The following is a 24,554-nucleotide window of genomic DNA, read 5'->3' on the forward strand; positions in this document are numbered from 1 at the left end:
TGCCGTAAATTGCATGTTTAAGATCGATTGATGCACACTGTCGATCAGTCAACAAGTTCGCGGGACGGCGGCGATGGCAATCAACTTCAACCTCAACGACCTGCAGGCGTTCCGCGCCGTGGCCGAACTGAGCAGTTTCCGCAAGGCGGCCGAGGCGCTGCACGTATCGCAGCCCGCGTTCAGCCGGCGCATCGAGAAGCTGGAGGAAGCGCTTGGCGTGCGGCTGCTGGAGCGGACCACGCGGCGGGTGAGCCTGACGGCGGTCGGGCGCGATTTCGACCGGAAGGTGCAGCAGCTGCTCGACGATCTGGACCTCACGCTGTTGGGCATCCGCGGCGTGGCGACGACGCGCATGGGCGAGGTCACCATCGCTTGCGTGCCGTCGACGGTCTACTACTTCGTGTCGCAGGTGATCTCGCGCTATCACGAGCGATACCCGAAGGTTCGGGTCAAGGTCTTCGACGCCAGTGCCAACGAGGTGCTGGCCGCGGTGTCGCGCGGGGAGGCGGATTTCGGGCTCAACTTCATCGGCGGCCAGGAGCCCGACATCGAGTTCAGGCCGCTGATGGAGGAGCGCTTTGTCGCCGCTTGCCGGCGCGACCATGCGCTCGCTGGCAAACGCAGGGTGAGCTGGACTGAACTGGCGAAGTACGACTACATCTCGGTGAGCAAGGCGTCCGGAAATCGCCTGCTGCTGGACCAGGCGCTGTCAGGTTTGCCAGGGCGCCCGCAAGCGATCTACGAGGCGCAGCACGTCACGACGTTGCTGGGGCTGGTCGAAGCCGGGCTCGGCGTCGCGGCAGTTCCCTCGATCGCCATGCCGGGGGCCGATCACCCGCTTCTGGTCAGCGTGCCATTGGTCGACCCGGTCGTCAGCCGCAAGGTGGGCCTGATCCGGCGCAAGGGCCGCACCCTCTCTCCGGCCGCCATGCAGTTCTTCGAGTTCTTCGCCGAGATGAAGGCGAAGCGCGGAAGCCGGAAGGCGGCCGCGCGGTGAGTGCTCGGCGCTTGGCGTCAGTGTGCCGGGCCAGCGTGGCCGAGCGGCGGCCGCGGGTCCGCGGACCCGTCTTCGAGTTCGTGCTCGGTGTTGGCGTAGTTCGCTGCCAGTTCGCGCCGCAGCACGTTGCGGTCGCAAGCGTTTTCCCAGATCGAGACCACGATGCAAGCCACCGCGTTGCTGATGGTGCTGGTGAGCGCGCGCGCCTCGGACATGAAGCGATCGATCCCGACGATCAGCGCGACGCCGGCCACCGGCAGATCATGCATGACCGTGAGCGTGGCAACCAATGCGACGAAGCCACTGCCCGTCACGCCCGCTGCGCCCTTGGAGGTCAGCAGCATGATGCCCAGCATCGATCCGATCTGGAGCCACGACAGATGGATGTCGCAGGCCTGGGCAATGAACATGGACGCCAGCGTGAGGTAGATGGCCGTGCCGTCGAGATTGAACGAATAGCCGGTCGGCAGCACCAGTCCGACCACGCCCTTCTTGCAACCCAGTCGTTCGAGCTTGAGCAGGAGACGGGGGAGGACCGGTTCGCTGGACGAGGTACCGAGCACCACCAGCAGTTCTTCCTTGATGTAGCGCATCAGCTGCCACAGCTTGAACCCGTGCAGGCGCGACAGCACGCCGAGCACCACGACGACAAAGAAGATGCAGGCCACATAGAAGGTGCCGATCAGCAGCCCGAGCGACCCGATCGACTTGATGCCGTAGCGCCCCACGGTGAAAGCCATCGCGCCGAAGGCGCCGATCGGCGCCAGCCGCATGATGATGCCGAAGGCCGCGAAGAGCATGTGCGAGAAGCCTTCGATACCCTCGAGCACCGGCTTGGCCGCCGCCCCGATCTTCGTCAGCCCGAATCCGCACAGCACCGCGAGCAGCAGCACGGGCAGCACCTCGCCTTCGGCGAAGGCGCCGACGAACGCATTCGGGATGATGTGCATGACGAAGTCGGTGAAGCCGTGGATATGCACCTGGTTCGCGAACCGTGTGGCCACCGAGGCGTCGAGGTTCTTCGGATCGATGTGCATGCCGGCGCCTGGCTGGATCAGCAGGACGGTGACCAGGCCCGTGATGAGCGCGAGAATCGTCAACGCGTAGAAGAGGCCCATCGCCTTGAGCAGGGTCTTGCCGATCTCCTTGGAATCGCCAAGCGAAGTGATGCCACTCACGATGGTGCAGAACACCACCGGCGCGATCATCATCTTGACCAGCTTGACGGAGCCGTCGCCCAAGGGCTTGAGGGCGGCGCCGAAGTCGGGCCAGTAGTGGCCCACGGTGATGCCGAGGATCAGGCCGATCAGGACCTGTACATAGAGCAGCTTCAGGAGTTTGCGGATGTTCACGACGTTGTCTCCGGTATGAGGGGCGCAAAAATGCGCACCGGTCTGTGCCGGTTTGGTCGGTAGCGAAGACGAACTCAGCGGCGCGCGCCGAGCACGCGATCGATCATGACGCCGGCTTGGCCGAGGTTGTTGGCCGGGTCGCACATTGCGTCGAGTTGGGCTCGCGTGACGTGCTTGTTGATCTCCGGATGGGTGGCCAGGATCTCGATCAGCGGCCGGCTGTCGGCCAGTGCCTGGCGGCACAGGTCATAGACCAGGTCGTGCGCATATTCGCGGCCGATGTACGGCCCGAGGCCCATCATCACTGCCTCCGACATCACAAGGCCGTTCGTGATGTCGATGTTGGCGCGCATGCGGGTCGCGTCGACCTCCAGGCCCTTCAGGATGAACTTGGTCTGCTTGAGCGCACCTGACATCAGGCAGAAGATCTCTGGCAGCGAGACCCACTCGATCTCCCAGGGTCCGGTCGAGCGCTCGTGGTCGGCCACCATCGCATCCATCAGGGCCGCCGCATGCTGGCGCGCCACCGAGATGTTGGCGTGGATGTAGAGGCAGGAGATGGGATTGCGCTTTTGCGGCATGGTCGACGACGAACCGCGGCCCGGCGCGAACGGCTCGAAGACCTCCGCCACTTCGGTCTGCATCATGAGCTTGACATCCATCGCGATCTTGCCGAGCGAGCCGCCCACCAGGCCGAGGAAGGCGCCGACTTCCGCGATGGTGTCGCGCACAGTGTGCCACGAGATCAGGGGCTGTGACAGGCCCAGCTCCTTCATCAGGCCGGCCTGGGTTTCCATCGCGCCCTTCTCCAGCGAGGACAAGGTGCCGGACGCGCCGCCGAACTCGCCCATGAGGACGCGCGGCTTGAGCTGCTGCAGGCGCTCACGGTGGCGATCGATCCCCGCCAGGATGCTCGCCATCTTGTAGCCGAAGGTGATCGGCGTGGCCTGCTGCAGGTTGGAGCGACCGATGACCGGCGTGTCGCGGTACTTCTTCGCCAGGGCAGCCAGCGCATCGCCGATCTCGTTGAGGTCCTGCTCGACCAGCGCGAGACCTTCGCGCATCTGGAGCACCGCGGCCGTGTCGGTGATGTCCTGCGTGGTGGCGCCCCAGTGGCAATACTCGCCGAGCTTGTCGCGGCAGTTGGCGTTGATCTGGTTGACGACCGCAATGATCGGATAGCCGATCTGCTCGGTCTTGGCCTTGAGCTTTGCCCAGTCGATCTGGGAGAGCTCGCAGTTGCGGACGATCTCGTCCGCCGCTTCCTTCGGGATGATGCCGAGCTCGCCCTGCACTTTGGCGAGGGCGCGCTCGATGTCCAGATACTTGGCGGTGCGGTTCTCGTCGGACCAGACGTCGCGCATGCGCGCGTCGCTGAACATGTCGCCGAAGATGCGCGAGTCGATGATGGTAGAGGCCATGTTGCTTGTTTCCTTCTGCGGTGAGTGAGTGAACGAGGTCAGTTGCGGGCGAGGGCCAGAGTGCGTTGCGCCTGGAGTACCACGGGCCGGTCGACCATGCGGCCGTCGAGCCGGGCAGCGCCTGGCGATGCGGCATCGGCAACCAGGACGCGCCGAGCCCACGCCAGTGCCTCCGCGCTCGGACGCAGCGCGGCGTGGATCGGCTGTACCTGACGGGGGTGGATGCACAGCTTGGCGCCGAAGCCAAACCGCCGCGCATCGGCGAGATCCGAGAGCAAGCGTGCCTCGTCGTCCAGCTGCGGCGTCACGCCTGCCACCGGCGCCGGCAGGCCGGCCAGGCGCGAAGCGATGGCGATGCGGCTGGCGGCATAGCCAAGGCCGGAGGCGTCCGCCGAGGTGTCGATGTCGAGGTCGAGCGCGAAATCGAGCGTGCCGAACACCAGGCGCTGCGCGCCGGCGGCCGCAATGTCGTCCACTTCGGACACACCGCGTGCACTTTCGATGAGCGCGAGGATGCCGACACGCGGCAACGCAGCCTGGGTCTCGGCAATCTGCGCGGCCGACTCGGCCTTGGGCAGGAGCACGCTGGCCGCGGGCGCGCCGCCCAGCGCCGCAAGGTCGGCGGCAAACCAGGGCGAACCCGCATCATTGATACGCACCACGATGCGCGACCGGTCTGCGGGCGCTGCAGCCTGCAGCCATGTCGCGATGGCGCTGCGCGCGGAGGCCTTGTCATCGGCGGCCACGGCGTCCTCGAGGTCGAGCACGACCCTGTCGGCACCGCTGGCCAGCGCCTTGTCGAAACGTTCCGGGCGCGTGCCGGGCACGAAGAGGTAGGTGCGAGCAGGAGGCGGCAATTCGGCGAGCATCACGGCGACCTCAGACGGCGTTGGATGCATGCAGCCTGTCGATCTCGGCCGCGCTGAAGCCGAGCTCGGCCAGGATCGCGTCCGTGTGCTCGCCGAGTGCGGGCACCGGATCCATGCGCGGGCCGGTGTCCCAGGTACCGGGCGGCAGCATGGCGGGCACCGGCCCAACGGCCGTTCCCACCTCGGTCCAGCGTCCGCGCGCCTCGAGCTGGGGATGCGCCCACACGTCCTTCATCGTGCTGACCTGGGCGTTGGCGATCTGTGCGAGTTCGAGCCGCTCGACCACCTGCGCACCGGTCAGTGGCCTGAAGGCGTCGACGATGATCTGCCGCAACGCCACGCGCTCCGCCACGCGCTTGAAGTTGGCGGTGAAACGGGGGGCCGTCGCGAGCTCGGGCTGTTGCAGCACCTTGTCGCAGAAGCTCACCCATTCGCGCTCGTTCTGCAGGCCCAGCATCACGGAGGTGCCGTCGCCGGCAGGAAACGGGCCGTAGGGATAGATGGTCGCGTGGCTGGCGCCGGTACGCGGCGGTGGCTCCGCGCCTTCGAAGGCGTAGTAGAGCGGGTAGCTGGTCCACTCGGCCAACGACTCCAGCATCGAGATGTCGATGCGTTGGCCCCTGCCGGTCTGGCCGCGCTGCAACAGCGCCGCGAGGATGTTGCTGTAGGCGTACATTCCCGCGGCGATGTCCGCGATCGAAGGGCCCGCCTTGCAGGGCTCTTCAGGCGTGCCTGTCACGGAAACGAAGCCGGCCTCGCTCTGGATCAGCAGGTCGTAGGCCTTCTTGTCGCGGTACGGGCCGGGATGGTGCGGATCGTCGCCATAGCCGGAAATATCGCAAACGATCAGGCTCGGCTTGGCGCCGGAGAGCTTCTCGTAGCCCAGTCCGAGGCGCCTTGCGGCACCCGGTGCCAGGTTCTGCACGACGACATCGGCCTTTTCCATGACCAGCCGCTCGAGCACTTGGGCCGCCTCGGGGTGCTTCACGTCGAGCGTGAGGCTTTCCTTGGAGCGGTTGGTCCAGACGAAGTGCGACGCCAGACCGCGAACGCGTTCGTCGTAGCCGCGGGCGAAGTCGCCCGAACCGGGGCGCTCGATCTTGATGACGCGGGCGCCGAGGTCGGCCAGCTGGCGGGTGGCGAAGGGGGCGGCGATCGCGTGCTCCAGCGTGACGACGGTGATGCCCTTGAGTGGCTGCATGGGTGGGTCTCTCTTGATGTGGCGGGTGAGTCAGCGCAGGACCGCGGTGGCATCCATCGTCAGCCAACCCTCGTGGTCCGAGGCCCAGAGGTGGATCGACTTGCCATCTGCCAGAGGCTGGCCGCTGACGTGAAACGCGTTCAGGTCGAAAGTCGGACGGACGGCCTTGAAGCGAAAGCTCGCCACGTCGGCCTCTGGCATCTGGCGGCGCAGGAGGTCCATCAGGAATGTCGCGATCAGGGGACCGTGCACGATCAGGCCGGGATAGCCTTCAACCTGCGTCACGTACTGGCGGTCGTAGTGAATGCGATGGCCATTGAAGGTGAGCGCGGAGTACCGGAAGAGCAGCACATCGTCCGGCACGATGCGGCGGCGCCAGGCGACCTCGGGCGGTGCGGCCTGGGGTGGGGGCACGATGTCGTCCGGGCGCTGTGCTTCGCGGTAAACGATGTCGTGGAACTCGACCAGCGCCGGCTCTGCGGCCTCGTTGCAGCGCACCTCGTGGCGCACCTTCACGAACACGAGCTTGCCGGTGCGGCCTTCCTTCGTCGTGACTTCGTCAATGGTCGAGGTCCGCGCGACACGGTCGCCCACGCGGATCGGGGAGCGGAACTCGAACTGGCTGCCGGCCCACATGCGCCGGGGCAGGGGAACGGGTGGAAGGAAGCCGCCGCGCTTGGCATGGCCGTCGGCGCCGATCTCGCTCTGCCGGTGCATGGGCAGGAAGTAGAGCCAATGCCAAAGGGGCGGAAGCGCGGTGCCGGCAGTGACCGGCGTCGCCGGATGGTCCAGTGTGGCCGTCAGCGCGACGACGGGCGTGGGGTTGACGGTGTCTTCGATCGTCTCGCTGCGCCCGATCCACGATTGCAGCTGGTCTTTCTGTGCATCCACTGGTGTCTCCTTTGCTGACTGCATCCAACGGCAGCAGTTGTGGGGAGCGAGTGTGCGATGCAGGCTGGGTTAGGGGAATTGCAATATTTGGTCCTATTGATGCAGGGGATGCAATAAACGGAGCGCCCGATTCGCCGGCGCCGGACTGGCATCCGTCGCAAGCCCTGGCATGCTCCTTATCGAGGCCCGAGGCCCGAGGCCCGAGGCCCGAGGCCCGAGCCTCGGTTGCCGCCGGTGGTGTGAGGCGAAGCAGGGCGGTCGTGCTAGCGGTCGCGAATGACCGATATTCAACAGATCAGGCTGCCTAATGCGCCCGAGAAGACGGCGTCTCGATCTTGCATGAGGCGTGAGAGCAAAGGAGTCTCTAAAATGAGCAAAATATTGAGCACTTCTCGGCTCCTGGAGAATCGCATGTCCATTTCGGTTCGCGACATTGTTCCGTTTTCAACAGCGCGCACCCACCTTTCGGACCTCGTACTGGAGGTGCAGAACGGCGCGGAAAAAATCATCACGAAGAACGGCGAACCGGCCGTGGCCATGATCGATGCCAAACGGCTGGACCACTATCACCGGCTGGAGCGTGCACGCATCCACCTGCTGTTGCTGGACGAGGTCGAACGTGGATTGGCGGATGTGCAGGCCGGCCGCACGATCGATGCGCTGGAAGGCTTGGCGGAGCTGAAACTGAAGTGCAGGGCGCGTTCCGGCGGCACTGCCGGCTGAAATGGCTGGCCGCGAAGAAGAAGAGGGGGCGGCCCTGGCGCGCGTGCAGTACGCGCGCAACTTTGCATCGAACCTCGAAAGCATCGAAGCGTTCTGGCTCGACAACGATTTTGCGCAAGGCTATGAGCGCCTGCTCGATGCGCTGAGCGATGTCGTTGTTCCGAACCTGCAGCGGCATCCTCGCATGGGTCGGCATTTCCTGAAACGCGCCGTCGAATCCGTGGAGGCGGAGCGGCTTCTCGAACGCATCGGCCTGCGGCTGCCCGCTTTGCGCCCCAATGCCGAGGTGCGCGAATACGTGATGGACGAATACCTGGTCCTGTACCTTGTGTCCGATGGCGATCCAGGTGATGCGGGCATTGTCCAGTTGTTGGCGATCAAGCACCACAAGCAGATCGGCTTCGATGTGCCTGGCAGTTCAGCCGGCATCTGATCGCCAAGGATGACGCTGCCCGGCGGTCCAGCCACAGGGGTTCACTCCAAATCTCGGGTCGGTTTGGCATTTCGTCCTCAGACCTTGTCGGCACGCAGCGAAATGCTCTTCACGCCGAACTTCTTCGTTGCGCCCTGCGCGTTGTCGGAGAGGAAGCGGTACTCATCGTTGACCTGCTCGGCTACGACGCGCAGGCCGGCAGTCTCGATGGCGTCCTTGTAGCGGGCGGCCTGCCAGGCACCCCCGATGCAGGCGGCCCACAGCGTGGTGTTGCAGGTGATGTTCTCCGGCAACTGCACGTCGGTCACGATGTCCGACAGGGCCAGCTTGCCGCCAGGTCGCAGCAGGCGAGCGATCTCGCGGAATACCTGTGGCTTGTCGACGGCGAGGTTGATCACACCGTTGCTGATGACGACGTCGAAGCTACCGTCCTCGAACGGCGTGGCATCGATGTAGCCCTTCACGTAGGTGACGTTGCGCACGCCGTCGCGCTGGCGCAGGCCCTCCGCCTTGGCACGCTGCGAGTCCGTCATGTCCAGGCCGATCACGGTCCCGGAGGGCCCCGTCAGCAAGCTGGCCACGAATGAATCCATGCCCGAGCCGCTGCCGAGGTCGAGCACGCGCGCGCCTTCGAGATCATCGAGCAGGTGGAAGTAATAGCCGACGCCGGCGAAGGAATCGATGGACTCGGCCGGAACCTTGTCGAGGTCGGCTGGCCGGTAGCCCAGCCGTTCAGCCATCGCCCGTCCCATCTCGAAGTGGAACTCACCGTGCGGATGCTCGGCGACTTCCTTGTACATTGCCTGGACCTTGCCCTCGAGCTCGGCGCGATCGACTTGCGCGGCCATGTTTGGCTCCTGGGGTGAGGCTGTCAGAAGCTCAGGCTTGCGGCGCCGCGCAGCAGGCGTTCGTGGATCACGCTCGCGCCCGCGATGGTCACGCCTTCGACGAAGTCGGGCTGCTCGTAGCCGCGGGCCTTCACGCACGGCGTACAGGCGTACAGGGCGCCGCCGCGCGCCACGAAGTCGCGCACCAGTTGGGCCAGCGGATCAAGCGGCTTGACGTGGGTGGTGTCGGCCGCCTTCTTGCGCACGAGGTCCACGCCGGCGCTGGTCAGGAAGACCGCAACTTTCAATCCGTTGGTGATCCCGCCGTTGGCGATGGTGAAGCCCACCGAGGACATTTCGTGGTCGATGCCGTGCGTGATGAGCACCACCAGTTCTCTGCTTTCGTCTGCCATTGCATTGCTCCTTGAGGAATGGAGCAACTCGTACAGCGAAAGGCGTGCCAACCTGTTCGAGCTGGCGTTTCTCCTCTGAAACCAGGCAGTTTGGTCCGCAAAAGTGGCGGTTCGTTCATGTGTAGAACTGCATGGCCCATGTCTCTTTGGATATGACGAATCTGCTGGCGCCGCGCAGTCGTAGTCATTAGACTTTGATCGAGGTGACCATGGATACAGTCCGAGAGTTGCAGTTCGGTCCGGGCATGCGCGTCGAGCGCCTGACCGAGGCGGCATTTCTGATCGCCGCGATCTTCACGCAGGACGTGCGCTTCGCGTACGTCACGTTCATCCTCACGCTGCTGCAGGCCGTGTCCCCGCGGTGGGCGCCGATTGCTCAGGTCGTCGCGCGGTTCGCGCGCTTTCGCGGCCAGCACCGGATCGGCGACATGTACTTCGACCTGGGTGGGAGCCGCGGCGCGTGCGCCATTTCCGTGGTGGTGCAATCCGCCTGTCTTGCGTTGATCGCGGCGGGTTTCCCGGTCACCGGATTTGTGCTCCTGACGGTGCCGACGGCCTCGTTTCTGATCGCGCCGACATTGGGCTTCTGCGCAGGCTGCTGGTTCTACGTTCTCGGGCGCGACTTGGTCGGCCGCCGCGGCTGGCTGAAAGGAGGTTTCGATGATCACCACGACATCAAAATCGACGGCGAAGAGGCCCGCGATCAACCTGAATTGCGTCCTACGGCGCAACGTTGAAACGCAGCCCTACGGGCGCTGCAGCGTCTGTACGCTCGAGCTCAAGCAGTGCCATGCGTGGCAATCCAACGGCTGGAGCTTCGCGCTCGTAGCGCTCACGCTGTCCCTGCTGCTGATGCCTCCCGGCTTGCCGCAGCAGCTGATTGCGCTCGTGCTGCTCGGCGTGATTGTGTGGCAGGGGCTCACCAACCACAAACGCACCGACGATCTGATCTTTGGCCAGCACAAGCTGATGGCGTTAACTCAGGAACTGCGCGGACAGCAGTTCGTGATCGAGAGCCAGAACGAAACACTCGCCGCGCAGGTTGACGCGCGCACTTCGGAATTGCGCGAGTCGAACATGCGCCTGGCCGCCGCCAACCTGGAACTGCTCGAACTGGACAAGCTGCGATCGGCGGTGCTGTCGAACGTGTCGCACGAGCTGCGCACACCGCTCACCGGCATCTTCGGCTCAGCACAGAACCTGCGCGACGGCCTGGCCGGCGGCCTCACGACAGCGCAGCAGGAATACGTGGGCATGATCGAGAAAGACAGCGGGCGGCTGATTCGCGTCGTCAATGAACTGCTGGAGTGGGGGAGGCTGCAGGCCGGGCACATCGAACTGGATCGGGCAGCCGTGCCGCTACAGCCGATGCTGGCCGAAGTCGCAGTGCTGCTGCGCCCCGTCGCGGACCGCAAGGGCGTGCAGCTGTCGATGCCCGATGGCGAATCGACAGTGCATGTTCAGGCTGACGCGGACAAGCTCAAGCAGATCCTCATCAACCTGGTGGACAACGCCGTGAAATTCAGCCCGCCGCAGTCACGAGTCGATGTCCGCATTGAAGCAAATCGGCAAGTCGTCAAGATTCTGGTGGAAGACCAGGGAGTGGGCGTGCCGCTCGAAGACCGTCCCCATCTCTTCGAGCGCTTCTACCGTGGCCATGGCGCCGAAGCCGCGGCCGGAAGCGGCCTCGGGCTCGCGATCGCCAAGAACCTGGCGCGCCTGCATGGCGGTGACATCGCGCTGCAATCCGGCGCGGCGCGAGGAAGCGTCTTTGTCCTGAGCCTGCCGATGGAGGCCGAGGCATGAATCGCATCGTCGTTGCAGACGACGATGCGGGCATCGCACGCATCCTCAGCGACCGGCTCCGGGACGCAGGCCATGAGGTCGATGTTGCGCGCGACGGCGTCGAAGCCTTGCGCATGGCCGAAGGCGCCGACTTGCTGCTGCTGGACCTGGAGATGCCGCGCATGGATGGGCTCACCGTGCTCGACAGCCTTCGGAGCCTGCCGGCTGCGCCCCTGGTCATCGTGATCACGGCGCACGGCGACATGGCCAAGGCCGTGCGCGCCATGCGGGCCGGCGCGTACGACTTCATCGCCAAGCCTTTCGATTCGACGACCATCCAGCTTGTGGTGCGGCGGGCGCTGGAGACGCGGCGGTTGAAGGCACACGTGCACAGTTTGCGCAGCGAACTCGGGCGCAAGCACTTGTGGGTGCGCGGCAGCGACCCTGCGATGGCGCGGATTGCCGACACGGTCGAGCGCGTGGCGCCGAGCAATGCGACTGTATTGCTGCTGGGCGAGACGGGCACCGGCAAGGAGGTGATCGCGCGGGCCTTGCACTTGCAAAGCAACCGCGGCGATCAGCCTTTTCTGGCTGTCAATTGCGCATTGCTCAAGGGGGAGCTGCTCGAGAGTGAGCTGTTCGGACACGAGAAAGGAGCCTTCACCGGAGCCGATCGTGCGCGCACGGGCCGCGTGGAGACCGCGCGTGGCGGCACCTTGTTTCTCGACGAAATCGGTGAAATGCCGCCGCCGCTGCAGGCGAAGTTATTGCGGCTGTTGCAGGAAAAGGAGTACGAGCGCCTGGGCAGCGACCGAACTCTCAAGGCCGATGTCCGGGTCATCGCGGCCACGCACCGGGATCTGGGCGCGGCGATTCGCGAAGGCAGCTTTCGCGAGGATCTCTACTATCGGCTGAAAGTCATCAGCATCCGGATTCCGCCGCTGCGCGAGCGGGCGGGCGACATCTTGCCGCTGGCCGAATGGCTTCTGGAGCAGCATGCTGCGGAGGCGGGGCGGACGATCCCGAAGTTGACTGAAGAAGTGCGCCAAGCGGTGCTCCGCTACGGCTGGCCCGGCAACGTGCGCGAATTGTCGAACGTGATGCAGCGATGCGCGCTGTTGGCCGGCGACACGGTCTCGCTATTCGATCTGTCCGAAGAACTGGTAGGCGGAGCATTCAGTGACGCCACGCCGGTGACCAGCACCGAAGAGCTGTTCGATCTGCCTTACAACGAGGCGGTCGCAGCGGCACGACGGTTGATCTTGCAGCGTGCGCTTGAACGCTCGGGAGGCCACCAGACGCGTGCCGCCGAGCAACTCGGGGTCACGCAGCCCTATCTGTCTCGGTTGGCGAAGCAGCTTGGGTTGAGGCGAGATGAGCCTTAGGAGCGAACCGGCGAATGCGCGACTTTTGCGCGACTCGTGCCAGCGGCCGTGCATGGCCGATATTCAACAGATTGGGCTACCTGGTGTGCCTGAGAAGACGGCGTGTCGAACTTGCATGGGAGGCAAGAGCTGAGAAGGCTTCAGACCCACCTGCTATTGCGGGACGAGGTCGACCAGGGATTGGCGGATGTGCAGGCCGGCCGCACGGTCGATGCGCTGGAAGGTCTGGCGGAGCTGAAACTGAAGCGCAAAGCGCGTTCCGGCGGCATTACCGCCGAGGCTGGCTATGCCCGTCCCTGCCGCAGTTGCTTGACCCACCGGAATGGCGCGGCAAGCCGCGAAACGCCCGAGTAAAGCAGCTCGTCGTGCGTGCGCGGGTTCGAGGTCGAAAGCGCGCGCATGAACTTGATCTTCATGCGGTCCGACAGCGCCGATTCACCCGGCGCACGCGGCCGCAGGCCCAGCTTGCGCATGCAGTAGTTCACCTGGTAGACGTGCCCGCGCTCCTCCATCTCCGGCATCACGTAGTAGAGCGCCAGACTCACCGACACGTCCTTGCCGTTCTGGAGGCGGTGCGGCGCAAGAGGCGGATGATGGACGCCGATGCCGGGCACGAGCCTCCAGGCGCTGCCGGCGTCCGCGAGGTCGTCGCGGTAGATGCCGGCCACCGGGTTGTGGCGGTAGAAGTCCTCGATCTCGGGCGGCGTCAGCGTGCCGAACTCGCGCGGATAAAGGCGCAGGTCCTTTTCCCCCTGCACCTGCATGAGGAAGTTGGTCTCGTGGTCGAAGTGGTAGGCCACCGGCAGCCACGGCGCGCTCAGGAACACCGACAGACTGCCCCATGTCATCTGGCTGCGTACCGGGCGGCGGGTGATTTCCTCGACGTCGGCCAGCAGCAGATCGAAAAGATCACCGTACGCGGGATCCATCTCGTCGATGTAATGCAGCGCCACCCACTTGCCGTTCTCGCCGATCTGCTCGATGTTTTCGCGAAACCGGGCCTTGAGCGCGTCGCGCGGCAGCTTCAATTCGGCGGCCTTGAAGTAACGCTTGTAATGGTCGCGGTCGAACGCGCGCTCCGACAGACGCGCCAGGCGCTCGATCGACAACAGCGGATGGCCGGCCAGGCCGTGCCGGAAGGCGAAGGGCTGCTCGTTGAGCTGCTCCCAGGCCTGCACATCGTCATGCTGGATGAGGCCGGACGCCGCATGGCAGCCGACGCGAGGGTTGTGCAGGCGAGGAATCATGGCCACCTCCGTATTGGTTATGAGAGGTATGAGTCAGAGACTAGGCGTTACAAAACCGACGTCCATCACCAAGGGGGTGTTTTTGGATGAAACATTCACAACATTTGAACTGACACTTTTGCTTTCGCCTCTGGTGCGAATCCTTCGCATCCGGGTTTGTCCTCGTTTTTTGGTTATTAATCAAAACTATATTGGTTATCTTCAATAACCTTTATGGCCGACGAAATGCCGCCGGCTGCGGAGACAAGCATGGATCACATCGTGTCATCGTCATGGCGGCCGGCATGGGCCGTGGTGGGGGCGGCCGCATTGCTCGCGGCGTGCGGTGGAGGTGGCGGCGGGAGTGGAATTTCGTTTCTGCCGATCGCTCCGGCCGCACCTGACACGCCGGCTCCGGCGCCCGTCGCTCCGCCGCCCGCGGCTTCCCCGGAGGCTCGCCCCGGCACGCTGCAGTCGTGCAGCGATCTCGCGAGCAAGGCCGCCTTCAGTGGCACGGCCTACACCAGCGTCACTTCCGTGGCGGCCGGCACGTTCACGGTGGCCGGTGTGAGCACGCCAACGCCGGCGCACTGCCTGGTGCAGGGAAAGATGAACGAACGCACCAGCAGCGTCGACGGCCGCACCTACGCGATCGGCTTCGAGATGCGCCTGCCGGTCGACTGGAACGGGCGCTTCTTCTATCAGGCCAACGGCGGATTGGACGGGAACGTGGTTGCGGCATCGGGCAACATCGGAGGAGGGTCCCCGACGACCACGGCGCTGCACATGGGCTTTGCCGTCATCAGTTCCGATGCAGGCCACTCCGGCGCGCAGATCCCGGTCTTCGGCATCGACCCGCAGGCACGCCTGGACTACGGCTACAACGCCGTCGCGCAACTGACGCCCATGGCCAAGAACCTGATCGCCCAGGCCTACGGCCGCGGGGCCGACCGCTCCTATTTCGGCGGCTGCTCGAACGGCGGCCGCCACGCGATGGTGGCTGCCGCACGGTCTGCCAACGCGTACGACGGCATCCTGGCGGGCAATCCCGGTTTCAACCTGCCGAAGGCTGCGGTCGCGCAGCTCTACGGCGTTCAGCAGTACGCCCAGGTAACCACCGCCAACACGCCGGCGGGCAAGCCGGATCTCCAGACGGCCTTCACGCAGGCGGAGATGGATACGGTCGCCGGCGCCGTGCGGTCGAAGTGCGACGCACTGGATGGCGCGACCGACGGCATCGTCGCGGATGTGCAGGCGTGCAAGACAGCCTTCAAGCTGGCCACCGACGTACCCACGTGCGGCGCAGCCCGCGACGGCAGCTGCCTCACGGCCGCGCAGAAGACCGTGCTCGACAACGTCTTCAGCGGCGCGCGCAACACCGCGGGCACCGCGCTCTACAGCAGCTTCCCCTACGACGCGGGCATCAACGGTGCCGACTGGCGGCAATGGGAGTTCTCCAACTCGCAGAACCTGGACACCGCCGCGGTCGGGTTTGTGTTCAGCGCGCCGCCGCTGGGCACGAGCCGCCCGTCGGGCATCGACTTTGCGCTGGGCTACAGCATGGACACCGATGCGCCGGGCATCTTCGCGACCACCGCGCTCTATACCGAGTCGGCCATGTCCTTCATGACGCCGCCGAACCCGAGCAACCTCGCGACGCTGCGCGATCGCGGCAGCAAGCTCATGGTCTACCACGGCACCAGCGACGCGGTGTTCTCGTCGGACGACACGACGCGCTGGTACGACGAACTGCGCGCGGCCAATGGCGGCGATGCGTCCGGCTTTGCGCGCTTCTTTCCGGTGCCCGGCATGAACCACTGTGGGCGAGGCCCGGCCACGGACCAATTCGACATGCTGACGCCGCTGGTGGCATGGGTAGAGAAGGGCAAGGCGCCGGATTCCGTTGTCGCCACCGCGCGCGGGGCCGGTGCCAACGTGGTCAACACGGAGTTGCCTGCCGGTTGGTCGGCCGCCCGGACGCGGCCCCTGTGCCCGTATCCGAAGGTGGCGAACTATGTGAGCGGCGATCTCGAATCGGCTTCCAGCTTCGCCTGCAAGTAGGCGGGCGGGCTCACACTGGAAGTGCTCCGCGGAAGCCCCTGGCCGCGTAGTACGACTGCGCGCCGTTGTGGTACGCGAACACCCTGCCATAGCGCCGATCGCAGAAGAGGGCGCCTCCGAGCGCCCTGACCTCGGGCGGTGTTCTGATCCAGCTGGAGGTCTTGATGTCGAACTCACCGAGTTTCTGCAGTTCCCGGTATTGTTCCTCGGTGAGAAGCTCGATACCCATCGCGGCAGCCATCTCGACTGCGCTGCTCTCCGGCTTGTTTTCTTTGCGGGCGTCGAGCGCTTGCCGGTCGTAGCAGAGGCTCCTGCGGCCACTCGGACTCTCCGCGGAGCAATCGCAGAAGATGTAGCGCCCGGCTTCGCTGTCCTGGCCGATGACGTCAGGTTCCCCGCCCGTTGCCTCCATCTCGCGAAGCGACCTCAGTGCGCCGGGATGGGCCTCGAGCCTGGCTCGTATGTCGGCCCACGCGATGGCCTTGTGCCGGTGCATGTTCTGCTCGAAGCGAGCCTTCAGTGCCTGGAGAAGCTCTTCTCGTTCTTGCGCCTTCATGGTTCTTGAGTGCTTTTGGGTCGGTTGCTGGTCTGCTGTGCTCATGCATATCGTAGTGCCGGCAGCGGGGCGCCTGCGGGATTTCACCAAGGCCCTACGCACGCCGGCGCGGCGCATACTTGCCGCAGCGCCGCTCGTCGGCCCCTCCGGGGTTCCGGGCGACTGTCAGGAGACACGCCTTGCAGCGAACCGACATTGCCAACCCGGCCTATTTCCACAAGGTCGTCGATTGCCAGTACGCCTGCCCGGCGCACACCCCCGTCCCCGAATACATCCGCATGATCGCGCAGGGCCGCTACAGCGACGCCTACATGATCAACTGGGTCTCCAACGTCTTTCCCGGCATCCTGGGGCGCACCTGCGACCGGCCTTGCGAGCCGGCCTGCCGGCGCGGGCGGGTGGAGGAAAGCAATGCCCAGGCGCCGGAACCGGTGGCGATCTGTCGGCTCAAGCGTGTGGCGGCCGACATGAAGGACGACGTGCGCGCGCGCATGCCGAAGCTCGCGCCGAAGAGCGGCAAGCGTGTCGCCTGCGTCGGCGCGGGGCCGGCCTCGCTCACCGTTGCGCGCGACCTGGCGCCGCTGGGCTACGAGGTGACGGTGTTCGACGAGGAGGCCAAGGCCGGCGGCTTCATCCGCACCCAGATCCCGCACTTTCGCCTGCCGGAATCGGTGATCGACGAGGAGACGGGCTACATCCTGGACCTGGGCGTCGAGTTCCGCGGCGGCGAGCGCATCGGTTCGATGAAGGCGCTGATGGCCCAGGGGTGGGATGCGGTCTTCGTCGGCTGCGGCGCGCCGCGCGGGCGTGATCTGGACGTTCCCGGCCGCCGGGAAGCGGCGGCCAGCATCCACATCGGCATCGACTGGCTCAAATCCGTTTCCTTCGGCCACGTCAGCCGCATCGGACAGCGTGTGATCGTGCTGGGCGGCGGCAACACGGCGATGGACTGCTGCCGCTCGGCCCGGCGCCTGGGCGGCACCGACGTGAAGGTCATCGTGCGCAGCGGCTTCGCGGAGATGAAGGCCTCGCCCTGGGAAAAGGAAGACGCCCAGCACGAGGGCATTCCGATCATCGACTTCCACGTGCCCAAGGCCTTCGTCCACGAGGAGGGCAGGCTGCTGGGCATGACGTTCGAGGTGGTCCGCGCCGAGTACGACGCGCAGGGCCGCCGCACGCTGGTGCCCACCGGCGAGCCCGACGCCTGGTTCGAATGCGACGAGGTGCTGGTGGCGGTGGGCCAGGAGAACGCCTTCCCGTGGATCGAGCGCGATTGCGGCATCGCCTTCGACAAGTCGGGGCTGCCGACGCTCGACAAGAACACCTTCCAGTCCACGGTGCCCCACGTGTTCTTCGGCGGCGATGCGGCCTTCGGTCCCAAGAACATCATCTGGGCCGTTGCTCATGGCCACGAGGCCGCGGTGTCGATCGACAAGCTGCTGCGCGCCGAACCGGTCTACGTTCGCCCGGCGCCCATGACCAACCTGGTGTCGCAGAAGATGGGCATCCACGAGTGGAGCTACGACAACGACACCTCCAACGACCTGCGCTACAAGGTGCCGTGGGCCAAGGCCGAGACGGCGCTGGCCAGCATCCGGGTGGAGGTGGAGCTGGGCTTCGACGCCGCCACCGCCTTCAAGGAGGCCGAGCGCTGCCTGAACTGCGATGTGCAGACCGTGTTCACCGAGTCCGCCTGCATCGAATGCGACGCCTGCGTGGACATCTGCCCGATGGACTGCATCAGCTTCACCGCCAACGGCGAGGAAAGCGAACTGCGGGCCCGGCTCAAGGCGCCGGCATTGAACCTGGCGCAGGACCTGTACGTGTCCGGCGGGCTCAAGACGGGCCGCGTGATGGTCAAGGACGAGGACGTCTGCCTGCACTGCGGCCTGTGCGCCGAGCGCTGCCCCACGGGGGCGTGGGACATGCAGAAGTTCCTGCTGAAGATGACGCCGGCGGGGCAGGGGGTGGTGCAATGAGCGCCGTACGGCCGCCCGAAGGCGCGAAGGCCCCCTCGGGGAACAGCGAAGCACACGAAGTGACAAGCGCGGGGGCCATCCCGCAGATCGAAGCGGTCAACGATTTCGTCATCAAGTTCGCCAACGTCAACGGCTCGGGTTCGGCCTCCGCCAACGAGCTGTTCGCCAAGGCCATCCTGCGCATGGGCGTGCCGGTGAGTCCGCGCAACATCTTTCCCAGCAATATCCAGGGCCTGCCGACCTGGTACGAGGTGCGCGTGACCGAAGAGGGCCACCTGGGGCGGCGCGGCGGCACCGACATGATGGTGGCGATGAACCCGCAGACCTGGGACGCCGACCTGGCCGAGCTGGAGCCCGGCGGCTATCTCTTCTACGACAGCACGCGGCCGCTGCCGCCGTCGAAGTTCCGCAGCGACGTCCGCGTGATCGGCATGCCGCTGACCGAAATCTGCAACGCCGTCTATCAGGACCCGCGCCAGCGCCAGCTGTTCAAGAACATCGTCTATGTGGGGGCGCTGGCCATCCTGCTGGGCATCGAGCCGGAAGTGGTCGAGAAGCTGTTCGGCGAGCAGTACAAGGGCAAGGAAAAGCTGCTGGCCTCCAACGTGCAGGCGCTGCACCTGGGCTGCGACTTCGCGCGGGAGAACCTCGAGCCCCTGGGGCTGCGGGTTCAGCGCGCCGATCGTGTGGGCCATCGCATCTTCGTGGACGGCAACAGCGCCGCGGCGCTGGGCTGCGTGTATGGCGGCGCCACGGTCGCGGCCTGGTATCCGATCACGCCGTCGTCCTCGGTGGCCGAGGCCTTCCAGAAGTACTGCACCAAATTCCGCGTGGACCCGGCCACCGGCCAGCAGCGCTTTGCCATCGTGCAGGCGGAAGACGAGCTCGCCTCGATCGGCGTGGTGGTCGGCGCCGGCTGGAACGGCGCACGGGCCTTCACGGCGACCTCGGGACCGGGCATTTCGCTGATGACCGAGTTCATCGGCCTGGCCTACTTTGCCGAGATCCCGGTCACGATCATCAACGTGCAGCGCGGTGGCCCTTCCACCGGCATGCCGACGCGCACGCAGCAGGCCGACATCCTGTCCTGCGCCTACGCCTCGCACGGCGACACCAAGCACGTGCTGCTGTTTCCCGAGGACCCGCACGAGTGCTTCGAGCACGCGGCGGCGGCGCTGGACCTGGCCGACCGGCTGCAGACGCCGGTGTTCCTGATGACGGACCTGGACATCGGCATGAACCAGCGCCTGTGCGCGCCCTTCGCCTGGGACGACAGCAAGGCCTACGACCGCGGCAAGGTTATGAGCGCCGAAGAGCTCGAGGCCGGCCGCGACTTCGGCCGCTACAAGGACGTGGACGGCGACGGCATTCCCTGGCGCACGCTGCCGGGCACGCACCCGACCAAGGGCAGCTACTTCACCCGCGGCACGACGCGCGACGCCTACGCCCGGTATTCGGAGCGCGGGCCGGACTACATCTACAACATGGAGCGGCTGCTGAAGAAGTTCGCGACCGCGGCCACGTTGGTGCCGCAGCCGGTGCTGCGTCCGGCCGCCGAGAAGACCGAGTTGGGCGTGATCTATTTCGGTTCGACCAGCCCGGCCATGCACGAGGCGCTGCAGGCACTGGAAGCACGCGGCATCCACCTCGATGCGCTGCGGCTGCGCGCCTTTCCCTTCCCGGACAGCGTGGTGCAGTTCCTGGCGCAGCACAGTCAGGTGTTCGTGGTCGAGCAGAATCGCGACGCCCAGATGCGCAACCTGCTGGTCAACGAGCTGGACATCGATCCCGCCCGGCTGGTGCGGGTGCTGCATTTCGACGGCACGCCCATCACGGCGCGCTTCATCGTCCAGGCCATCGGCACGCATGTGGAGAAGACGCAAGCCTCCGGCGCCGCCGGCACGAAGGAATCTGCATGACCTACATCGCCAAGCCCCGGCTGCACCATCCGACGCTGGCCACCAACAAGGTCGGCTACACGCGGCGCGACTACGAGGGCAAGATCTCCACGCTGTGCGCCGGCTGCGGCCACGACTCGATCTCCGCCGCCATCATCGAGGCCTGCTGGGAGCTGGACATCGAGCCGCATCGCGTGGCCAAGCTCTCGGGCATCGGCTGCAGTTCCAAGACGCCGGATTATTTCCTGGGCGCATCGCACGGCTTCAACACGGTGCACGGCCGCATGCCCAGCGTGCTGACCGGCGCCAACCTGGCCAACCGCGACCTGCTGTACCTGGGTGTCTCGGGCGATGGCGATTCGGCTTCCATCGGCCTCGGCCAGTTCGCCCACGCCATGCGGCGCGGCGTGCGCATGGCCTACATCGTGGAGAACAACGGCGTCTACGGCCTGACCAAGGGGCAGTTCTCGGCCACCGCCGACCAGGGCTCCAGGAGCAAGAAGGGCGTCGTCAACACCGACAGCCCGGTGGACCTGGTGGCCATGGCGCTGCAGCTGGGCGCCAGCTACGTGGGTCGGGGGTTTTCGGGTAACAAGGCGCAACTTGTGCCACTGATCAAGGGGGCGATCAGCCACAGCGGGGCCGCCTTCATCGACGTGATCAGCCCCTGCGTGGCCTTCAACAACCACCCCGGCAGCACCAAGAGCTACGACTACGTGCGCGAGCACAACGAGGCGGTGAGCCGCATCGACTTCATCAGCGGGCGGGACGAAATCACCGTCGACATGGGGCCGGGCGAAGTGGTGGACGTGCGCCAGCACGACGGCACGCTGCTGCGCCTGCGCAGCCTGCACCCCGACTACAACCCCGGCGACCGCTATGCCGCGATGGCCTACATGCAGCGGCACCAGGAGATGGGCGAGGTGGTGACCGGCCTGCTCTATGTCGACCCGCTGGCCACCGACCTGCACACCGCGCTCAACACCTGCGACCGGCCGCTCAACGCGCTGGGGCCGGCCGAGCTGTGCCCGGGTGCCCAGGCGCTGGAACGGCTCAACGCCTCCTTGCGCTGAGCGACGGCTGGCGGCACCATTGACATTCCTTCTTCTGGAGGGCGCACCATGGCCGAGCGCACCGTTTTCCAATCCATCTCGCGCAAGCATGTAATCAGCCTGGGCCCGCAGGCCAGCGCGCGCGACGCCGCGTGCGTGATGACGCGCGCGAATTGCGGCAGCGTGCTCGTGCTGGACCTGCCCGACATGCTGCTGGGCATCCTGACCGAGCGCGACCTCATGACCCGCGTGCTGGCCCGGGGGCTCGATCCCGATCGCACGGCGGTGCGCGAGGTCATGACGCCCAACCCGATCTGCGTGCCACCCGAAACGCTGGTGTCCGACGCCGTGGTGCGCATGCTCGAACGGGGCTTCCGCCATCTGCCGCTGGTGGCGGGAACGAAGATCCTCGGTGTTTTCTCGATACGCGATGCGTTGCCGCGGGAGCTCGGCACGGCGGTCAGCTTGACCGAATTCCGCGAGCAGGTGAACGACGCGCTGGGGTAGGGCGCAGAACGAGCGTCTGACGCAAGTGCCTCGGCTGCGCCGTCGGGCCACTTCAATGAGAGTTCGCGGATGCGTTGACGGAGCAGGCCGGTGCCAATTCAGTGGACGTGCCGATGGTGGGCGTCAGGAACGTGCGGATGCGCGTGGCGAACCGGATCGTGGACATGCGGATGGCTGTGCGGACCGGCAGGCAGCACATCGTGCGTGTGATCATGATGGCCATCGTCGTGGCGGTGCGCGTGTTCGTGCTCCATTCGTTCATGTGCGTGCTCGTGGCCATGCGACTCCGCGAGATGCAGCGCCACACCTAGCATCATCAGCATGCCGCCCGCTGCCATCGCCCATGTCCCGCTTCGATCGCCGAGCGCAATGGCGAAGGCGGCGCCGATGAACGGCGCAAAGGCAAAGACAGAGCCGGTCCGCGCTGCACCAAAGGCGCGCTGCGCGAGCAGGTAGAAGCGAAGGCTCAGGCCATAGCCGCTCGCTCCGACCGCGAACAGAACCAGCGCTGCGCCCACTGCAGGTCTTGGCTCGCCGAACAGCCACGCCAGCAAGGCCGTCGCGGTGGCGCCGATGGCGGCCTTGCCCAGCACCACTTGCCCGGGGTCGCGCTCGGCGAGCGCACGCGAGAGTGTGTTGTCCATGCCCCAGGCCGCGGTCGCGACGAGCACCGCGAGCATTCCCCAGAGCTGCGTGCTGCCGCTGCGGCCCTGGTCCAGGACCAGCGCCACGCCTCCGGCGAGCAAGAGCAGCATGGCAGCCCATACGCGGCGGTCCATGGTCTCCTGGTAGAGCATGCGCGCCAGCAGTGCCGTGAACAGCGCTTCCAGCGTCAGCATCAGCGACGCGCTGGTACCGCTCGTCTGCTGCAGGCCCCAGGCCAGCGCAACGGGGCCCAGAACCGCGCCGAAGGCCGCCATGGACAGGAGCCGCGGCAGATCGCCACGCACCATCCGCGCTTCACGCTCTACCCGCTGGCGGGACGCGAAGCCGACGGCAGCCGCGCCCGCATAAAGCAGTGCGGCGGTCGTGAAGGCACCCAGTCCGTTGCCGAAATGCTGGACCAGCGGCGTGCTGACTCCAAAGAGAAAGGCCGCGAGCAATGCGAGAAGGCCGCCTCTCACAGCGGGCAGGGAAAGATGCCGCGCAGTCATGCCGGTTCCTTGATCGTGAAACGCACCGTCGTGGTCTTGCGGCCGTCCGTCACCGTGGCAACGGCCTTGGCACCCTCCACCACGTGGATGACCGCACCATCGGCTGCCGCGACGAGTTCGAAGGACATGTCGTTTGCCGGCTGGACCACGCCGCCATGGCGGGCTGGTGCCGCGCCGTGAGCAAAGACGGGGGTGGCGGCGACGGCCGACGCGCCGAGAAGCAGGGCAACGCAAAGGCTCCTGAGCGATTGGATCTTCATGATGATCGGGTTCCCGTGTTCATTTTGCAGCGCGCTTCGACAGGCGGCGCTGCCAGGGCCTTGAAAACAATGCTGCGGGCGTCGGTAGTTCGCCATCGGGCAGGCCCGACCCCGGGGCATGAAACTGGGGTCACAGTCAAATTCAGCGGTCGATGGCATGAGTTTCTTAGTAGCGGGATCACACCGCGGCGTCCGACAACGCCACGGGCTCGCACCAATGACCTGTCGGTCATTTCGGCGCTGCCGTTCACTTTGTAGCGCAAAGTCGTTTCTTCGCGAACGCCGGGACCATCCATGGGCCTGAAATGCTTAGTAGGCCTGCTGCAGTCCGGAGGGCGAACTTTCGCCTCTGTGCTTGGCGTGCAGCACTCGCGCCATGGGTCGTTTGCTGAACAGCCAGAAGAGCACCGGCGTCAGACGCTCCAGCGAGCCGCGCACGATCATCGGCTGGCCGAAAGTCTCGCCCTCGAACTTGCAGAGATTGATGCAGTGGCTGATCTTCAGGATGCCGTCGCCCGTTCTCGCGGCCGATCTGGTTCCGGCCGTCGGTCTCCTCGACGGGCGAAAGGCCGGTCTGCGCCAGCTTGCGCTGGTCCAGGCGCACGGTGATCTGCGGAATGAGCACCTGTTTTTCCACGGTCAGGTCGATCAGGCCCCGGCACACCCGAGAGCCCTGGCGCATCTGCTCGCCCTCATCGTGCGGCTCGGGTCCTCTCTGATCCGCGTGGAGACCGAGCGGCATGCCCTTCAGGTCGGCATTGCTTCTTTAACCCGACCGATCCTTCAATTGCCTCGAGAAGGCCGAGACTCGCGCGGGCCGGTGCCCGCTCTCCAGTCACCCCAGAGCCTGGAGCCGGGCGACCAATGCATCACGTCCCGTCTCATGGGCAATTCATGCCGAACGTCGCGCGGCGCTCGGAGCGGGAGGGAGGTTGCGATCGCGCAGGAGGATGAGCGGGACTGCCGCACCGCTGAAGAGCAAGAACCAGTCCTGCGTCACCCCCAGCAGAATGGCGGCGCTGCCGCCGACCAGCGACCAGAGGACGGGAATGACGAACAACCAGCGCGAAACCGGTGTCGTGGTGAGCAACAGCAGACCGAAAGTGAAGATCGTGACCGGACAAGGGCTGATCCCGAACATCGGTATCTCGGGATAGCGATGGCCCATCCACATTCCAAGCAGCGGGTAGATCGCCGCCGCATAGATGACAAAGGTCCACCCCAACCATGCGGTCGGACCGCGGCCCATGCCAAAGGTCATGCGACCTCGCCAGACTGCCTCGAAGAACAGCAATCCGCCCTGCACGATGAACAGCGCGCCGAAAGGCAGCGCCGCCTTGTTGATGCTCGAGAAGAATAGCCAGTGATATGCGACGCCGGTCCAGACCCACATGACGGCCAAGGCCAGGCCAATGATGCGGCCGCCCGCGCGCGACGGTCGAATGACCAGAACGACCGTGGCCACGCCGAGAAGGTAGCTCAGAATCTGTGCCGGCCAGACGGCTTCGTTATACGCAGCAAAGAGCGCAAGGAACTGATCGCCAGTGAACGCAAGCATGAGGCC

The 24,554-nt window shown here is 65.7% G+C and carries 24 protein-coding genes; 11 read left to right on the forward strand and 13 right to left on the reverse strand.

Annotated features, from left to right (window positions below; genetic code table 11):
• The first annotated feature begins 73 nt into the window (after positions 1–73).
• Positions 74–997: a LysR family transcriptional regulator gene (locus VAPA_RS29945; RefSeq protein WP_021003969.1), complete on the forward strand. Its 924-nt coding sequence runs from the start codon at positions 74–76 to the stop codon at positions 995–997.
• A gap of 17 nt (positions 998–1,014) precedes the next feature.
• Here the strand turns inward: VAPA_RS29945 and dctA are convergent, their stop codons facing one another.
• The 5 genes from dctA to VAPA_RS29970 form a co-directional block, all read right to left on the reverse strand.
• Positions 1,015–2,349 carry a C4-dicarboxylate transporter DctA gene (gene dctA, locus VAPA_RS29950; RefSeq protein ID WP_021003970.1) on the reverse strand — a complete coding sequence of 445 codons (1,335 nt, stop codon included), beginning with the start codon at positions 2,347–2,349 and terminating at the stop codon, positions 1,015–1,017.
• Positions 2,350–2,423: 74 nt separating this feature from the next.
• A complete protein-coding gene (locus tag VAPA_RS29955; protein WP_021003971.1) occupies positions 2,424–3,770 on the reverse strand; it encodes a class-II fumarase/aspartase family protein in 1,347 nt (448 codons plus the stop codon).
• A 38-nt stretch (positions 3,771–3,808) separates the two neighbouring features.
• Positions 3,809–4,639 carry an HpcH/HpaI aldolase/citrate lyase family protein gene (locus VAPA_RS29960; RefSeq protein WP_021003972.1) on the reverse strand — a complete coding sequence of 277 codons (831 nt, stop codon included), beginning with the start codon at positions 4,637–4,639 and terminating at the stop codon, positions 3,809–3,811.
• A 10-nt stretch (positions 4,640–4,649) separates the two neighbouring features.
• Positions 4,650–5,840 (reverse strand): CaiB/BaiF CoA transferase family protein, encoded by a 1,191-nt coding sequence (locus VAPA_RS29965; protein ID WP_021003973.1) that lies wholly within the window; start codon positions 5,838–5,840, stop codon positions 4,650–4,652.
• 30 nt (positions 5,841–5,870) lie between these two features.
• On the reverse strand, positions 5,871–6,755 hold the full coding sequence (locus tag VAPA_RS29970) for an HTD2 family dehydratase (protein ID WP_051255429.1): 885 nt from the start codon (positions 6,753–6,755) through the stop codon (positions 5,871–5,873).
• A gap of 387 nt (positions 6,756–7,142) precedes the next feature.
• On the opposite strand from VAPA_RS29970, the gene VAPA_RS29975 reads away from it, so the two are divergent.
• On the forward strand, positions 7,143–7,454 hold the full coding sequence (locus tag VAPA_RS29975; RefSeq protein ID WP_021003975.1) for a type II toxin-antitoxin system Phd/YefM family antitoxin: 312 nt from the start codon (positions 7,143–7,145) through the stop codon (positions 7,452–7,454).
• A 1-nt stretch (position 7,455) separates the two neighbouring features.
• Positions 7,456–7,887 carry a type II toxin-antitoxin system RelE/ParE family toxin gene (locus VAPA_RS29980; RefSeq protein ID WP_021003976.1) on the forward strand — a complete coding sequence of 144 codons (432 nt, stop codon included), beginning with the start codon at positions 7,456–7,458 and terminating at the stop codon, positions 7,885–7,887.
• Between the two features lie 77 nt (positions 7,888–7,964).
• Here VAPA_RS29980 and VAPA_RS29985 read toward each other — a convergent pair whose 3' ends face one another.
• The gene (locus VAPA_RS29985) at positions 7,965–8,735 is read right to left on the reverse strand and encodes a methyltransferase domain-containing protein (RefSeq protein WP_021003977.1); all 771 of its coding nucleotides are present in this window, start codon (positions 8,733–8,735) and stop codon (positions 7,965–7,967) included.
• 23 nt (positions 8,736–8,758) lie between these two features.
• Entirely contained in the window at positions 8,759–9,127 is a 369-nt protein-coding gene (locus VAPA_RS29990) for a DsrE family protein (protein WP_021003978.1), read from the reverse strand.
• A gap of 209 nt (positions 9,128–9,336) precedes the next feature.
• Here VAPA_RS29990 and VAPA_RS29995 point away from each other — a divergent pair, with 209 nt between their 5' ends.
• The 3 genes from VAPA_RS29995 to VAPA_RS30005 are packed head-to-tail and all read left to right on the forward strand — an operon-like array spanning position 9,337 to position 12,297.
• A complete protein-coding gene (locus tag VAPA_RS29995; RefSeq protein ID WP_021003979.1) occupies positions 9,337–9,864 on the forward strand; it encodes a DUF4395 family protein in 528 nt (175 codons plus the stop codon).
• The gene (locus VAPA_RS30000) at positions 9,788–10,933 is read left to right on the forward strand and encodes a sensor histidine kinase (protein WP_021003980.1); all 1,146 of its coding nucleotides are present in this window, start codon (positions 9,788–9,790) and stop codon (positions 10,931–10,933) included. Before VAPA_RS29995 ends, VAPA_RS30000 begins: the two co-directional genes overlap by 77 nt.
• Positions 10,930–12,297, forward strand: coding sequence for a sigma-54-dependent transcriptional regulator (locus tag VAPA_RS30005; RefSeq protein ID WP_021003981.1), 1,368 nt, complete (start codon positions 10,930–10,932; stop codon positions 12,295–12,297). The genes VAPA_RS30000 and VAPA_RS30005 overlap by 4 nt, the downstream gene beginning before the upstream one ends.
• A 284-nt stretch (positions 12,298–12,581) precedes the next feature.
• On the opposite strand, the gene VAPA_RS30010 is transcribed toward VAPA_RS30005, so the two are convergent.
• The gene (locus tag VAPA_RS30010) at positions 12,582–13,544 is read right to left on the reverse strand and encodes a hypothetical protein (protein ID WP_021003983.1); all 963 of its coding nucleotides are present in this window, start codon (positions 13,542–13,544) and stop codon (positions 12,582–12,584) included.
• 249 nt (positions 13,545–13,793) lie between these two features.
• Between VAPA_RS30010 and VAPA_RS30015 the strand changes: the two genes are divergently transcribed.
• Positions 13,794–15,584, forward strand: a complete 1,791-nt coding sequence (locus VAPA_RS30015) for a tannase/feruloyl esterase family alpha/beta hydrolase (RefSeq protein ID WP_021003984.1) — start codon at positions 13,794–13,796, stop codon at positions 15,582–15,584.
• A gap of 10 nt (positions 15,585–15,594) precedes the next feature.
• On the opposite strand, the gene VAPA_RS30020 is transcribed toward VAPA_RS30015, so the two are convergent.
• A complete protein-coding gene (locus VAPA_RS30020) occupies positions 15,595–16,140 on the reverse strand; it encodes a DUF4256 domain-containing protein (protein WP_021003985.1) in 546 nt (181 codons plus the stop codon).
• A 179-nt stretch (positions 16,141–16,319) separates the two neighbouring features.
• Here VAPA_RS30020 and VAPA_RS30025 point away from each other — a divergent pair, with 179 nt between their 5' ends.
• From VAPA_RS30025 to VAPA_RS30040, 4 genes are read left to right on the forward strand one after another with little or no spacing between them, the layout of a single operon-like run.
• Positions 16,320–18,119, forward strand: a complete 1,800-nt coding sequence (locus VAPA_RS30025) for an FAD-dependent oxidoreductase (protein WP_021003986.1) — start codon at positions 16,320–16,322, stop codon at positions 18,117–18,119.
• Positions 18,116–20,038 carry a 2-oxoacid:acceptor oxidoreductase subunit alpha gene (locus tag VAPA_RS30030; protein ID WP_413470492.1) on the forward strand — a complete coding sequence of 641 codons (1,923 nt, stop codon included), beginning with the start codon at positions 18,116–18,118 and terminating at the stop codon, positions 20,036–20,038. Before VAPA_RS30025 ends, VAPA_RS30030 begins: the two co-directional genes overlap by 4 nt.
• Positions 20,035–21,090, forward strand: coding sequence for a 2-oxoacid:ferredoxin oxidoreductase subunit beta (locus VAPA_RS30035; protein ID WP_021003988.1), 1,056 nt, complete (start codon positions 20,035–20,037; stop codon positions 21,088–21,090). Before VAPA_RS30030 ends, VAPA_RS30035 begins: the two co-directional genes overlap by 4 nt.
• A 48-nt stretch (positions 21,091–21,138) precedes the next feature.
• Positions 21,139–21,576: a CBS domain-containing protein gene (locus VAPA_RS30040; protein WP_021003989.1), complete on the forward strand. Its 438-nt coding sequence runs from the start codon at positions 21,139–21,141 to the stop codon at positions 21,574–21,576.
• A gap of 98 nt (positions 21,577–21,674) precedes the next feature.
• On the opposite strand, the gene VAPA_RS30045 is transcribed toward VAPA_RS30040, so the two are convergent.
• From VAPA_RS30045 to VAPA_RS30055, 4 genes are all read right to left on the reverse strand, one after another.
• Positions 21,675–22,730 (reverse strand): DMT family transporter, encoded by a 1,056-nt coding sequence (locus VAPA_RS30045; protein WP_021003990.1) that lies wholly within the window; start codon positions 22,728–22,730, stop codon positions 21,675–21,677.
• The gene (locus VAPA_RS30050) at positions 22,727–22,990 is read right to left on the reverse strand and encodes a hypothetical protein (RefSeq protein ID WP_051255431.1); all 264 of its coding nucleotides are present in this window, start codon (positions 22,988–22,990) and stop codon (positions 22,727–22,729) included. Before VAPA_RS30050 ends, VAPA_RS30045 begins: the two co-directional genes overlap by 4 nt.
• Before the next feature lie 247 nt (positions 22,991–23,237).
• Positions 23,238–23,732, reverse strand: a complete 495-nt coding sequence (locus VAPA_RS34200; RefSeq protein ID WP_021003992.1) for a hypothetical protein — start codon at positions 23,730–23,732, stop codon at positions 23,238–23,240.
• 150 nt (positions 23,733–23,882) lie between these two features.
• A complete protein-coding gene (locus tag VAPA_RS30055) occupies positions 23,883–24,548 on the reverse strand; it encodes a DUF6064 family protein (RefSeq protein WP_021003993.1) in 666 nt (221 codons plus the stop codon).
• Between the last annotated feature and the right edge of the window lie 6 nt (positions 24,549–24,554).

It is taken from the genome of Variovorax paradoxus B4 (assembly GCF_000463015.1).
Taxonomy (GTDB): domain Bacteria; phylum Pseudomonadota; class Gammaproteobacteria; order Burkholderiales; family Burkholderiaceae_C; genus Variovorax; species Variovorax paradoxus_E.

Bases quoted from the DNA above. Each gene is read 5' to 3' on its own strand.
- VAPA_RS29945 (WP_021003969.1), top strand. From the start codon at position 74: ATGGCAATCAACTTCAACCTCAACGACCTGCAGGCGTTCCGCGCCGTG.
- VAPA_RS29955 (WP_021003971.1), bottom strand. From the start codon at position 3,770: ATGGCCTCTACCATCATCGACTCGCGCATCTTCGGCGACATGTTCAGC.
- VAPA_RS29960 (WP_021003972.1), bottom strand. From the start codon at position 4,639: ATGCTCGCCGAATTGCCGCCTCCTGCTCGCACCTACCTCTTCGTGCCC.
- VAPA_RS29965 (WP_021003973.1), bottom strand. From the start codon at position 5,840: ATGCAGCCACTCAAGGGCATCACCGTCGTCACGCTGGAGCACGCGATC.
- VAPA_RS29970 (WP_051255429.1), bottom strand. From the start codon at position 6,755: ATGCAGTCAGCAAAGGAGACACCAGTGGATGCACAGAAAGACCAGCTG.
- VAPA_RS29975 (WP_021003975.1), top strand. From the start codon at position 7,143: ATGTCCATTTCGGTTCGCGACATTGTTCCGTTTTCAACAGCGCGCACC.
- VAPA_RS29980 (WP_021003976.1), top strand. From the start codon at position 7,456: ATGGCTGGCCGCGAAGAAGAAGAGGGGGCGGCCCTGGCGCGCGTGCAG.
- VAPA_RS29985 (WP_021003977.1), bottom strand. From the start codon at position 8,735: ATGGCCGCGCAAGTCGATCGCGCCGAGCTCGAGGGCAAGGTCCAGGCA.
- VAPA_RS29990 (WP_021003978.1), bottom strand. From the start codon at position 9,127: ATGGCAGACGAAAGCAGAGAACTGGTGGTGCTCATCACGCACGGCATC.
- VAPA_RS29995 (WP_021003979.1), top strand. From the start codon at position 9,337: ATGGATACAGTCCGAGAGTTGCAGTTCGGTCCGGGCATGCGCGTCGAG.
- VAPA_RS30000 (WP_021003980.1), top strand. From the start codon at position 9,788: ATGATCACCACGACATCAAAATCGACGGCGAAGAGGCCCGCGATCAAC.
- VAPA_RS30005 (WP_021003981.1), top strand. From the start codon at position 10,930: ATGAATCGCATCGTCGTTGCAGACGACGATGCGGGCATCGCACGCATC.
- VAPA_RS30010 (WP_021003983.1), bottom strand. From the start codon at position 13,544: ATGATTCCTCGCCTGCACAACCCTCGCGTCGGCTGCCATGCGGCGTCC.
- VAPA_RS30015 (WP_021003984.1), top strand. From the start codon at position 13,794: ATGGATCACATCGTGTCATCGTCATGGCGGCCGGCATGGGCCGTGGTG.
- VAPA_RS30020 (WP_021003985.1), bottom strand. From the start codon at position 16,140: ATGAAGGCGCAAGAACGAGAAGAGCTTCTCCAGGCACTGAAGGCTCGC.
- VAPA_RS30030 (WP_413470492.1), top strand. From the start codon at position 18,116: ATGAGCGCCGTACGGCCGCCCGAAGGCGCGAAGGCCCCCTCGGGGAAC.
- VAPA_RS30035 (WP_021003988.1), top strand. From the start codon at position 20,035: ATGACCTACATCGCCAAGCCCCGGCTGCACCATCCGACGCTGGCCACC.
- VAPA_RS30040 (WP_021003989.1), top strand. From the start codon at position 21,139: ATGGCCGAGCGCACCGTTTTCCAATCCATCTCGCGCAAGCATGTAATC.
- VAPA_RS30045 (WP_021003990.1), bottom strand. From the start codon at position 22,730: ATGACTGCGCGGCATCTTTCCCTGCCCGCTGTGAGAGGCGGCCTTCTC.
- VAPA_RS30050 (WP_051255431.1), bottom strand. From the start codon at position 22,990: ATGAAGATCCAATCGCTCAGGAGCCTTTGCGTTGCCCTGCTTCTCGGC.
- VAPA_RS34200 (WP_021003992.1), bottom strand. From the start codon at position 23,732: ATGCCGCTCGGTCTCCACGCGGATCAGAGAGGACCCGAGCCGCACGAT.
- VAPA_RS30055 (WP_021003993.1), bottom strand. From the start codon at position 24,548: ATGCTTGCGTTCACTGGCGATCAGTTCCTTGCGCTCTTTGCTGCGTAT.